The 11,619-nt window shown below is 60.5% G+C and carries 9 protein-coding genes; 6 read left to right on the top strand and 3 right to left on the bottom strand.

The features are described 5' to 3' along the window. Positions 1-50: 50 nt before the first annotated feature. Complete coding sequence (locus EM6_RS09605) at positions 51-713, top strand: dienelactone hydrolase family protein (RefSeq protein WP_126422286.1); 663 nt, start codon at positions 51-53, stop codon at positions 711-713. A gap of 3 nt (positions 714-716) precedes the next feature. Here the strand turns inward: EM6_RS09605 and EM6_RS09600 are convergent, their stop codons facing one another. The 3 genes from EM6_RS09600 to EM6_RS09590 form a co-directional block, all read right to left on the bottom strand. After that, positions 717-1,592: an EamA family transporter gene (locus EM6_RS09600; RefSeq protein WP_126422284.1), complete on the bottom strand. Its 876-nt coding sequence runs from the start codon at positions 1,590-1,592 to the stop codon at positions 717-719. Beyond that, positions 1,585-2,805 carry a multidrug effflux MFS transporter gene (locus EM6_RS09595; RefSeq protein ID WP_126422282.1) on the bottom strand — a complete coding sequence of 407 codons (1,221 nt, stop codon included), beginning with the start codon at positions 2,803-2,805 and terminating at the stop codon, positions 1,585-1,587. The genes EM6_RS09600 and EM6_RS09595 overlap by 8 nt, the downstream gene beginning before the upstream one ends. A gap of 94 nt (positions 2,806-2,899) precedes the next feature. Next, positions 2,900-4,492 (bottom strand): RecQ family ATP-dependent DNA helicase, encoded by a 1,593-nt coding sequence (locus EM6_RS09590; protein WP_126422280.1) that lies wholly within the window; start codon positions 4,490-4,492, stop codon positions 2,900-2,902. 312 nt (positions 4,493-4,804) lie between these two features. Between EM6_RS09590 and EM6_RS09585 the strand changes: the two genes are divergently transcribed. From EM6_RS09585 to dnaA, 5 genes are all read left to right on the top strand, one after another. Then, positions 4,805-6,805 carry a transglycosylase domain-containing protein gene (locus EM6_RS09585; RefSeq protein ID WP_126422278.1) on the top strand — a complete coding sequence of 667 codons (2,001 nt, stop codon included), beginning with the start codon at positions 4,805-4,807 and terminating at the stop codon, positions 6,803-6,805. A gap of 232 nt (positions 6,806-7,037) precedes the next feature. Further along, a complete protein-coding gene (locus EM6_RS09580; RefSeq protein ID WP_126422276.1) occupies positions 7,038-7,958 on the top strand; it encodes an aldo/keto reductase in 921 nt (306 codons plus the stop codon). 132 nt (positions 7,959-8,090) lie between these two features. Next, positions 8,091-9,068 (top strand): bifunctional DNA-formamidopyrimidine glycosylase/DNA-(apurinic or apyrimidinic site) lyase, encoded by a 978-nt coding sequence (gene mutM / locus EM6_RS09575; protein ID WP_126422274.1) that lies wholly within the window; start codon positions 8,091-8,093, stop codon positions 9,066-9,068. Between the two features lie 171 nt (positions 9,069-9,239). Next, entirely contained in the window at positions 9,240-9,506 is a 267-nt protein-coding gene (gene rpsT, locus EM6_RS09570) for a 30S ribosomal protein S20 (RefSeq protein ID WP_013479861.1), read from the top strand. 640 nt (positions 9,507-10,146) lie between these two features. Then, entirely contained in the window at positions 10,147-11,580 is a 1,434-nt protein-coding gene (gene dnaA / locus EM6_RS09565) for a chromosomal replication initiator protein DnaA (protein ID WP_126422272.1), read from the top strand. Positions 11,581-11,619: the final 39 nt, after the last annotated feature.

Below are 11,619 nucleotides of genomic sequence, written 5' to 3'. Positions count from 1 at the left end.
GTAGCCCTACCGCACCGCCAAAAAGCAAAAATATATCCGAGGATTACCGCATGGGCCAGATGATTGAACTCACCCGCCCCGATGGGGGCACGCTGTCGGCCTACCGTTCGGAAGTCGATCCGGCACGCGCTAGCGTCATCGTATTGCAGGAATGGTGGGGCCTCAATGATCATATCAAGGCGATTGTCGATCGCTTTGACGCCGAAGGCTTCAACGCCCTGGCACCTGACCTCTATCATGGGCGCGTAACCAAGGACGCCGATGAGGCCAGCCACATGATGAACGGCCTCGACTTCCCCGGCGCGGTGCATGAGGATATTGCGGCGGCTCTGGCCTATCTCAAGGACATCAATGACAAGGTGGCGGTGATGGGCTTCTGCATGGGCGGGGCCCTGACCATTGCCTCAGCCGCGCGCCTGAGCGGGTTTTCTGCCGCCGTCTGTTTCTACGGCATTCCGCCGCGTGAATTTGCCAAGCCCGGCGATATCGCCATCCCGTTTCAGGGCCATTTCGGCAAGAAGGACGATTGGGTCACGCCAGAAGTCGTGGCCAAGATCGAAAGCGATATGCGCGCCGCCGGTCGCCATCCGGAGCTTTACAGCTACGACGCCGATCACGCCTTCTTCAACAAGACCCGCCCGGAAGTCTATGACGAAGACGCCGCCGATCTGGCTTGGGAGCGCACCATCGACTTCCTCGGTGACAATCTCTGATACCTACTGAGGGGCCATCTGAGCGCGTCGCGCCGTCAGGGCCGAACCTCCGGACGCCAGTACCACCAGCGCAATGGCCAGCCATTGCTGCGGACTTAAGGCCTCGTGCAGCAGGATCAGGCCAGACAGGGCGGCCAGAGCCGGTTCCAGACTCATCAGGATGCTGAAGGTGTGCGCCGGGATACGTTTCAGCGCAAACATTTCCAGCGTATAGGGCACCGCGCTCGACAACAGCGCCACCATCAGCCCCGTCAGCAATATCTGCGGCTGAAACAGGGGCGCGCCAATGGTAATCAGGGCCAGAGGCAGGGTGACGAGGCAGGAAAAGGCCACGCCAAAGCTGACGGCCTGTCCTTCAGGCACGCGCTGGGCGACCTTTTGCCCCAGAAGGATGTAGCTGGCCCAGCCGACCCCCGCGGCTACCGCCAGCGCCACACCGATAGGATCAAGCGCCCCGCCCCCCGCGTGAGGCAACAAAAACCATAAGCCCGTGGCGGCGCAGGCCACCCAGACGAAATCCAGCGCCCGGCGTGAACTCCATACCGCGACGCTGAGCGGGCCCATAAATTCGATGGCGACGGCAATGCCCAGCGGGATGCGCTGAAACGACAGGTAAAAGCACAGGTTCATCAGCCCAAGATTGAGCCCGAAAACGATCAGCCACTTCCACGCCGAGCGCGGCGGCCAATTCCGCCACGGGCGAAACAGCGCCATCAGGAAGATCGCCGCCAATGTCTGACGCAGGGCCGTCGCCCCCAACGGCCCCACACTGCTGAACAACGACTTGGCGATGCCGGCGCCGAACTGAAACGACAACATGCCGCCAATGACGCCGATAATGGCCCACAGGGTGTAACGTCCGGCCGCTCCCTCAGTCATGTGTGGGGCGTCCCAGGCGCTCACCGACGAACAGGACGACGCGCCCAATCAGCACACTCACCGTCATGACAAGCACAATCGGCGTCAGGGTTTGCGCCTGAAGCGCCGACACCACCGCCGATACCAGTGTCGCCAGCCCGATCTGAGTAAAGCTCATCAGGGCCGAGCCGGAACCAATGTCGCGCGTCAGACTGCCTATGGCTGTGGCCGACGAATTGGGGCCGATAAAGCCGAGACAGCACAGAATAAGGAACAGCAGGGCGACCGTGCCCCACACATTCAGCCAGCCGTTGGCCGCCGCCAGCAAGAAGGCCAGCACGAACACGCACTGCACGCTCAGGGCGACGCGCAGGATCTGTTTTGAACTGTAACGGCGGTTAACGAAAACATTGAGCTGGCTGGAGCCAATGAAGCCGACGCTCAGGCCCGCAAAGATCAGGCCGTAAATTTCCGGCTTGATATGGAATATCTCCATGAAAATGACCGGTGAGGCGGAGACATAGATAAACAGGCTGCCAAAGGAAAACCCGCCTGCAAACAGATAGGTGACAAAGGCGGGGTTGCGATAAAGACCCAGGAAGGTGGTCAGGATCGGCAGGGGTTTAAGCGATACGGTCGGATCAGCGGGCTTGCCATCGGGCAGTACCGTCAGCACCAGTACGAGGATCAACCCCACAATCGCCGCCAGAAACGCGAACACCCAATGCCAGTCGAGCCAGGTGGTGACCAGCCCGCCAAGCGTCGGCGCCAGCAGTGGTGACACGCCGATGGTCAGGATGATCAGCGAGATGATCTTGGCCGTATCCTTGGGCGGAAACAGGTCGCGCACCAGCGACATGGCCGCCACCGAAGCGGCGCAACCGCCCAGCGCCTGAAATAGCCGCAGCCAGATCAGCACGTCGATATTGGGCGCAAACACGCACCCGACCGAGGTCAGAACGAACAGGGCCAGCCCGGCATAGAGCGGCGGTTTGCGGCCATAGCGGTCCAGCAAAGGCCCATAGATCAGCGGCCCCAGCGCCATACCGGCGAAATAGGTCGAAAGCGACAGGCCGACTGCGGCGCTGCTGGTGTGAAAGTCCGCCGCGATCTGACCAAAGGCGGGCAGATACATGTCGATGGCGAAGGGGCTGATGGTCGAAAGCGCGCCCAGTGTAAAGATCACCAGAAACGGATTTTTGAGCGCCGGCGGCGCGGCTTCGGGAGCGGACATGACACACACATAACGGGAAGTAGCGGCGGTAATGGCCGTACCCCGTCAGCGGGTCAAGTTATGTCATCAGAGCGGCGGTCAACAAATGTAACCCTTATACCTTTAGCGTCAGATGCACTTCCCCGCGGATCAGGCCCGCAAAGCGTTCGCGATCCAGCGCCACAATCGGCATCTTGCCGTCGTAAAGCTCCTCGACGATCAGCCCCTCGGCCTCGCACAGGTCGAGCACATCGGTGAGGAAATCGGCCTTATAGAGCCCCTTCGCGCAGCCAAAAGTGGACAGGCGCGAGCCATAGTCCTGCGCATTCTGCCCCAGCACGTGCTCAATCAGCTTCTTGCGCCCGCGTGGGCTATTGAAGCGATAAAGCGCTGACATCAGCATCTGGGCGGCTTGCGTGGCATCGACCACCGGCGCACGCGACAGGCAGTTGTCGCAGGTGCCGCAGTTGTCACCGGCGACATCGCCAAAATACCGACGCACACCTTTGCGGCGGCACTCCGGGCTATGGACAAAGCGGAAAAAATCCAATGCCTTCTGCTTTTGAACAGACAGGTCAGTCCCCGTCTCGTTTTCACGCATCGACAGCCGCCGCAGCGACCAGCCGAGATCGGTCGAGCTGTAGAGGCAGACGCCCGACGCCGGTTTACCATCACGCCCGGCACGCCCCACCTCCTGCCAGTAGGCTTCCAGTGAGGAGGGCGGATCGGCATGGATGACAAAGCGCACATCGGGCTTGTTGATGCCCATGCCAAAAGCGATGGTTGCCACCATGATCTTGGTGCGGTCGGCCAGAAAATCGTGCAGCCGCTCGTCGCGCACCTTGGCGGGCAGTCCGGCATGATAGGCGTCCGCCTTGAACCCTTCCGCCGACAATTGCCGCGCCAGCTTTTCGGCCCCATCGCGCGATCCGGCATAGATGATGCCGGACGCATTCTTTTGCCGCCGCAGCATATCGAGGATCATCTTCTGGGCACTGCCCGTGCGCCGCATCAGGCGCAAACTGAGGTTCGGGCGGTCGAAACTGTCGATGACCTCGGCGGCATTTTCGATATGCAGCGCCTTCTTGATATCAGCGCGGGTGTGCGGGTCCGCCGTGGCGGTCAAAGCCAGTGTCGGCACCTTGCCAAACAGGGCTTTGAGTTTACCCAGCGCGCGATATTCGGGTCGGAAATCGTGCCCCCATTGCGACACGCAGTGCGCTTCGTCGATGGCAATCAGATTGACCGGCAGGCGCGACAGCTTGTCGAGCACAAAACCCTGGGTCAGGGCTTCGGGGGAGAGGTAGAGGAGGTCGATTTCGCCGTCTTGCGCGCGGTCCCATAGCTGGTAACGCGCTTCCATAGACAGGCTGGAATCGAGCCGTTCGGCGCGCACACCCTTCTTGACCAGCGCCTGCACCTGATCCGCCATCAGCGCAATCAGCGGCGAGATAACCAGCCCGAAGCCCGGCCGCATCAGGGCGGGGATCTGATAGCATAGACTCTTGCCACCCCCGGTCGGCAAGATGGCCAGCACGTCCTCGCCATTGAGGATGGCCGCGATCACCCGCGCCTGCTGACCACGAAAATCATCATAATGGAAAACGCTTTTCAGCGTCTCGCGCGCCGCGCGCACCCGCTCCAGACCGGGGCCCGACAGGCCGTAAGCGGCCTCCGGTACAGGGTCATGAGGGTGATCGAGAAGCATCGGGCGGTCCGTTCATCTGAATTTTGACCCCTTTCCTATAAGCTGTTTCGGGGGACAGGATACAAGAGCCAGCGGTGTTTTTTTATCGCCCTTAATTTTGCCGGAATTGCCGGTCATGTGTCGCACGGGGACGACCATGACAGGATGACGTGTGCCGCCATAGGCGCGGCACGGAGAAATCAGGCGTCGGATGCGCAAATATAAGGGACGCGCGCCGCAGGCTTTGATATATCCTTAACGAAATCTTTGCATGAAGCATAAGCGAAACACCTCTTGCCCGGTTAGGCAATCGCGGTGTCGTGGGGATAATGTATGGCTCTCGCCTTTGATATGAAGCGTCCGCCCGTGAAGGCTATCCTGTACTGGTTAATGGTATTCGCCGTCTGGGCGGTGATTTTCGCCGTCGGCTTTATCGCGTTCTTTTCGCTGGACCTGCCCGATACGTCGTCGCTGTATAAGACGGACCGCGCGCCCTCCATCACCTATCTGGATCGCTCCGGCGCGCTGGTAGCTGTGCGCGGTTCGCAGTTTGCGCCGCCGGTCGATATCGACGAATTGCCGGACTATGTGCCCGCGGCCTTTATCGCCATCGAAGACCGCCGCTTCTATCACCATTTTGGCTTTGACCCCATCGGGGTCGGCCGCGCCCTGATCCGCAATGCGACACGCAAGGAAGGTGCCAATCTGGCTGGCGGTTCGACCATCACGCAGCAGTTGGCGCGCAACCTCTTCCTCTCCAACGACCAGAATGTGAAGCGCAAGGTGCAGGAACTGATCCTGTCCGTGTGGCTGGAGATGAAGTTCACCAAGAAGCAGATCCTGGCTCTCTACCTTAACCGCGTGTGGTTCGGCGGCGGGGCGACCGGCATCGAAGCGGCCGCTCAGCGTTATTTCAACAAACCGGCCAAGGACCTGACCATCGGCGAAGCGGCCATGCTGGCCGGTTTGATGAAGGGCCCGAGCTACTATTCGCCCCTGTCGGATAAGGACCGCGCTATTCGCCGCACCGAGATCGTGCTGAACGAGATGGTGGAGGCCAAGGTCATCACGCCGGAACAGCGCGCAGACGTGTTCAAGACGGGTATCAAGGTGTCGCGCACGCTCGCCACCGAACACGCGCAATATTACGTCGATTGGCTGCAATCGGAGATCGGTCAGATGATCGACCTCAGCCAGCTCAAGGACGATATTATCGTTGAAACCACGCTCGACCTGCCGATCCAGACCGACGCTGAACGCGCCGTCAAGGCGATGATGGAACGCGACGTCAAGAAGAAGGTGGAGCAGGCGGCGCTGGTCTCTATCGACGGCGAAGGCCGGGTACGCGCCCTGATCGGCGGCGTCTCCTATTCCGACAGCCAGTTCAACCGCGCCATCAACGCTAAGCGTCAGGCGGGTTCGGCCTTCAAGCCCTTCGTCTTTCTGACGGCCATGGAAAGCGGACAGTTCCGCCCCGATACGCCCGTGGTGGATGAGCCCGTCACGATCGACGGCTGGACGCCCGCCAACTACACCAACAAATATCTGGGCGACATCACCCTGACGACGGCGCTGGCGCAGTCGATCAACACGGTGGCTGCCCGTCTGGCCGATCAGGTGGGGCGCTCCAATGTGGCCGCGACCGCGCGCCGCTTGGGCATCACCTCCAAGATCAATACCGACCCGGCCATGGCGCTCGGCACCGCCGATGTGACGCCGCTGGAAATGGCGCGCGCCTATGTGCCCTTCTCCAATGGCGGCTATAAGGTCGCACCCTATGGCATCGTGCGTATCCGCACCACCAAGGGCAAAGTCCTGTATCAACATAGCGCGGCGGACAGCCGGGCCCTGGTGATCAACAACCCGGCGCTGGGCTACATGAACCAGATGATGCGCGAAGTGGTGCGCTCAGGTACGGGTTCAGGTGTTCGCCTGTCACAGTTCGATATTGCCGGTAAGACGGGCACGACGTCGGATTACCGCGATGCCTGGTTTGTCGGCTATACGGGTGGCTTCACCACCGCCGTCTGGGTGGGTCGCGACAACAATTCACAAATGGCCAAGGTGACCGGTGGCGGTACGCCGGCGGCCATCTGGCGCGAATACATGTCGCGCGCCCTGACCCGTATCAAGGTTTCGACCATTCCCACCGGGACGGGCACGCTCGATACGGGGGCGACCACAGCTGTCGATGACCTGCTCGGCACAGCGACCAGCGCCGAGGCGCCAACGGTGACCATCGAACCCGTGCAACCGGCGAAGACGGAAACCCCGCAAACGCTCGACGAAGTGTTTGAAGACGCCCAAAAGGACTCCCAGAAGCGCAATCCCTAAACACCTGACGCTGACCAAACAACGCCCGAAAACGCTCAAGGGTTAACGGTTTTCAAATACCGTTAACCCTTTTGCTTTTGTCCTATGGTTTTCAACTGTGGAAGACCGCTTTTTCCTGCATATTTGTCATAAATACCCGCCGCTGTTCAGAGGTTGTTTAACCTTTGACCGCAGAATCCCGGATGTCACAGGTTATAGCCTGTTGGAATCATTAAGGTTTGGGTAAGGATCAATGAAAGCGGCTCTGGGCCTCGGATCGGCGCAATTCGGATGCGACTACGGCATCTCGAACCTGCGCGGCCGCGTGTCCGAAGACGAGGTCCGCCAGATCCTGCAATACGCGGCCCAGTGCGGGCTGAAGGCCATTGACGTCGCCCCCTATGAAGGCGATGTCGAACGCATACTTGGCCGTTGCTGGCCTTTCCCTTCGCCGTTCAAGCCGCAAATCCGCAGCGTCCGCGCCGAGAGAGGGCTCGACTGGGTCGAATCCCGCCTTAAGCGTTCGGTCGAGCATATGGGACTGGCCCGCGTCGGCGTCGGCATGATCGACGATGCGGCCGACCTGATGGGCCCCCAAGGCGATGCGCTGTGGGCGCGTATGGAAAAGCTGAAGGCCGACGGTCTGTTTTCCCGCATCGGCATTTCGGCGCGTTACGAAGATTCACCCGTGGCCCTGGCCAAGCGCTTCAAGCCCGACCTCATTCAGGTGCCGACCTCTATCCTCGATCAGCGGCTGGTGCGCGAAGGCGCTCTGGAAGCGCTGGCCGGCATGGGCATCGAGGTGCAGGTGCGTTCGGTCTTCCTTCAGGGCCTGTTGTTCACGCCGCGCGAAGCCCTGCCTGCCAATCTGCAACCGCTGGGCCCGCAATTGTCGCGCATCCGTCGCCATCTGCTGGAAACCGCGACCGACCCGCTGCACGCGGCCCTCAGCTACGCCCTGAACCTTAAGGGCGTGTCTTCCGTGATCGTCGGCGTCACCTCGGCCGCCGAACTGCGCGCCGTCATTGCCGCCTCGGATCGCCCGCGCCCTGACCTCGCCTGGCACGCCTTTGCCATCGAAGACCCGATCGCGCTCAACCCGGCGCTCTGGCACGCCGATCTCAGCGATGACCCACGCCTGCGCGAACGCCGCTCGGTCATCTGCGCCGCTTAAAGCCTGCCAAGGCTCTGACTTCGAAATCAGAACATCCGTGTGCCGAAAAACAAAGGGCTCAGCACCTCTTTTCGTGTTTTTCGTGGCTAAAATAATCTACACAGGCAGGTACACTCTCATGCTGGATCGTTTATGCCCGAACTGCCCGAAGTCGAAACCGTCCGGCGCGGCCTGACGCCTGCGCTGGAGCACGCGCGGCTGAGTGGCCTGCGCCTGCATCGGCCCAATCTGCGCTATGCCTTCCCGGAGCGCTTTGCCGAGCAACTGGAAGGGGCCGAAATCCTGCGGCTGGAGCGCCGCGCCAAATACCTGCTGTTCCACCTCGACACGCAGGCCGTGTGGATCACCCACCTCGGCATGACCGGGCGGTTTCAGGTCACCGACATCGACGGGCAAAGCCTAGAGCGGAATGATTTCTACTGGAATCATTCCGCTCAAGCCGCCATTGAGGCGGCGGCCAAGGTGGTGCAAGCCACCGCCCGGCGAGGGGCTAAACAAAAGCTGGATGGCAACTATTACCACTCGGTGCGGCCAGATCCCAAACACCTGCACGTTCAGGTGCTGGCGACCAAAGAGGGCGTGACGCGCCTGATCGACTTCTATGACCCGCGCCGCTTCGGATTTATGCTGTTGCTGCGCCCTGACGAACTTTACGCGCAAGGCTGGTACAAGGGGCTGGGCCTCGAACCGCTGTCGGACGCCCTGAACGCCGACGCCTTGCACGCCCTGTTCAGCCCCCGCCGCACACCGCTGAAAAGCCTGCTGATGGATCAGACGCTGATTTCGGGGTTGGGCAATATCTATGTCTGTGAGGCCCTGTGGCGGGCCGCCCTGTCGCCCGACCTGCCCGGCGACAGGCTGAGCCATGCCAAGGCGGCTGAACTGACCCTGGCCGTGCGGGAGGTGCTGGAAGAGGCCGTCGCGGCGGGCGGCTCCTCGATCAGCGATTTCGCCTCGGCTTCCGGCGAACTGGGCTATTTTCAGCACCGTTTCCGCGTCTATGATCGTGAGGATGAGCCCTGCCTGCGGCCCGGTTGCGGGGGCACCATTGCCCGCAAAACCCATTCTGGGCGCTCGACTTTTTATTGTCCGGCGTGCCAGAAAGGTTAAGGAGATCGGATGAGGCGAAAAAAGAGTCGTTCTGTGGATGATTCTTGCCCCGAAAGCGTTGACCTGCCTGCGCCCTTCGGTTATATCCCGCCCCCTTGAAATTCGTGTCGCGGCCCCCTTTAGAAGGCTGGCGCCGCGGCTCCCTTAACTTATCGTCCCCTGAGGTGATGAATGGCAAATAATCCCGGCGCCAAGAAAGCGATCCGCAAGATCGCCCGCCGTACCGAAGTCAACAAGGCGCGCCGTTCGCGCGTCCGTACCTACGTGCGCAAGTTCGAAGAAGCTTTGGCCGCTGGCGATGCCGCCGTTGCCAAGACCGCCTTCATCGAAGCGCAATCCGAGCTGATGCGCGCCGTGTCGAAGGGCGTGGTGCACAAGAATACCGGCGCCCGCAAGGTGTCGCGTCTGGCCGCCGCTCTCAAGAAGCTGGCTGCCTAATTTCCTTTTCCTGATTACAACAAGCATCAGGCACTGAGCGATCCGCTCCGTGCGCTGATGTTTGTTGTCTTTGGGACTGTGATGCGTCCGGACGATCTTGCTGAGCGTCCGCACTTTGGTTTTCCTAAATTTTTCAATGACCTGACATCTTTGCCACCTTGTGGCGAAGCGTGTTTTTGCGCGTAAAAGTTTTTTAACTCCTGCGTCAAAATGACAACGTCTTAACAGTTTGTAAATTTCTCCTTACCGGGGAAGACGTTATCAGAGTCAACAGAAATATCAGCGCTGGTCAGCAAATATCCTCGTTGACCTGACCGCCGGGAAAGCTAAGGTGAACCCATCTCGCCTTTCCATCCCAATACGGATGAAACGGTGGTGCCGGGCAATGCCTTGCACCAAACGAGAGTCTGTTGCCAAAATTTCACAAAACCAATGACTTAGGTTTTGCCGGAATGCGGATTAGATCGGGGGTGGACACAGCCTGACACTGGTTAAGGTGTGAACGCCAAGGGTTTTTGTAACCGGAGGCGGCTCTCCCTCTTCGGGTGTCAGGGGCTCTCTCAGAGCCTGTGTCAGCCCGTCTGAAGCCGTCGCCGCATAGCGTTAAGAGTTGGGGAAAAATGATCGGGGCTTTGATAACATGCCAGGCGTAAACAACTGGTCGCCGATCCAGCCTGAAATGGTATGGACTAAAGTCGCATCCGCGCTTCGTCATGAATTGGGTGAGGGGCCGTACAACTCGTATGTCGCGCCATCGGCGCTGCGACAGAACCCGCTGGGCGACCCGGTGCTGGTGACGCCGACGCTCTATGCCCGCGACTGGTTCGCCCGCAATGCTCTGCGCCGCGCCAACGAGCTGTGGGCGCAACACGATCCGGACCACCGTTCGCTGGAGCTGAAATCGCGGGCTGAATTCGATGATCAGTCGAAGGCCGCCCCCGTGACACCGGTAACCCGCGTGGATAGCGCCGAAAGTGCGCCCCCGCCCTCCGCCATGGCCCCTGTGGTCAATTTTCACGACGCCGCGGCCCGCGTGGCCGGTCTTCAGGAACGCCTGACGTTCGAGACCTTTGTGCCCGGTCGTGGCAATGAATTCGCCTACACCATGTCGCGTCAGGTGGCCACCTGGGCGGATGGGCACTTTAACCCGGTCTTCTTCCACGGCCCTTACGGCTATGGGAAAACGCACCTTCTGAACGCCATCGCCTGGGAAGCGAAGGCCCGCCGTCAGGACGCGAAGGTCGTCTATCTGACTGCGGAAAAGTTCACCTCGACCTTTGTGAAATCGCTTCAGGACCGCTCCACCGCGGCCTTTAAGGATGAGTTGCGCAGCGCCGACCTGCTTCTGATCGACGATGTGCACTTTATCGGCGGCAAGACCTCGTCGCAGGAGGAACTGTTTCACACCTTGACCGCGCTGCTGGAAAACAATAAGCGCGTGGTGTTCACGGCGGACCGTCCGCCGTCGCACCTCAACGAAATCGAAGCGCGTCTCAGATCGCACCTGTCTTCCGGACTGGTCTGCGCTCTGGATGTCGCCGATCAAAGCCTGAGAATGGGCATTATCGAGCGCAAGCTCGATCAACTCGCTAAGCGTCTGGGCGTCGCCCAGAAGCCGCAACATGATGTACTGCAATTTTTAGCAGATCGCGTACCGGGTTCTATCCGAGAGCTGGAAGGGGCCGTTAATACCCTGGCCGCTTCGGCCGGTGCGCGTCTGGGGAGTTTGACTTTGGACGAAGCTATGGCCTTGCTGCAACCCAACCTGAAGGTATCGGCTGAGCGCCGCGTGACGGTCGATGAAATCCAGAAGCTGACGGCGGACCACTTCGCCCTTAAGCAGGCGGACCTTCTGTCGGAGCGCCGCACGCGCTCGGTCGCCCGCCCGCGTCAGGTGGCGATGTGGCTGTGCAAGCAGCACACGACACGTTCCTATCCGGATATCGGCCGCCGTTTCGGCGGGCGTGACCACACCACGGTTCTGCACGCCGTGAAGAAGGTTGAGGAACTGCTGCAAAGCGACGAACAGATCGCCAAGGACGTGGAAGCTCTGACCCGCAAACTGCGTGGCTGATTAACCGGTTTAACCGGTTGACGCCGCTTAATAAACATT

It is taken from the genome of Asticcacaulis excentricus (genome assembly GCF_003966695.1).
Lineage (GTDB): Bacteria > Pseudomonadota > Alphaproteobacteria > Caulobacterales > Caulobacteraceae > Asticcacaulis > Asticcacaulis excentricus_A.
This window is presented reverse-complemented; position numbering and strand designations above follow the sequence as displayed.

Excerpts from the sequence above, each read along its gene's own strand:
- EM6_RS09580 (WP_126422276.1), top strand. The coding sequence starts at position 7,038 with ATGAAAGCGGCTCTGGGCCTCGGATCGGCGCAATTCGGATGCGACTAC.
- rpsT (WP_013479861.1), top strand. The coding sequence starts at position 9,240 with ATGGCAAATAATCCCGGCGCCAAGAAAGCGATCCGCAAGATCGCCCGC.
- EM6_RS09600 (WP_126422284.1), bottom strand. The coding sequence starts at position 1,592 with ATGACTGAGGGAGCGGCCGGACGTTACACCCTGTGGGCCATTATCGGC.
- EM6_RS09590 (WP_126422280.1), bottom strand. The coding sequence starts at position 4,492 with ATGCTTCTCGATCACCCTCATGACCCTGTACCGGAGGCCGCTTACGGC.
- EM6_RS09595 (WP_126422282.1), bottom strand. The coding sequence starts at position 2,805 with ATGTCCGCTCCCGAAGCCGCGCCGCCGGCGCTCAAAAATCCGTTTCTG.
- mutM (WP_126422274.1), top strand. The coding sequence starts at position 8,091 with ATGCCCGAACTGCCCGAAGTCGAAACCGTCCGGCGCGGCCTGACGCCT.
- EM6_RS09605 (WP_126422286.1), top strand. The coding sequence starts at position 51 with ATGGGCCAGATGATTGAACTCACCCGCCCCGATGGGGGCACGCTGTCG.
- dnaA (WP_126422272.1), top strand. The coding sequence starts at position 10,147 with ATGCCAGGCGTAAACAACTGGTCGCCGATCCAGCCTGAAATGGTATGG.
- EM6_RS09585 (WP_126422278.1), top strand. The coding sequence starts at position 4,805 with ATGGCTCTCGCCTTTGATATGAAGCGTCCGCCCGTGAAGGCTATCCTG.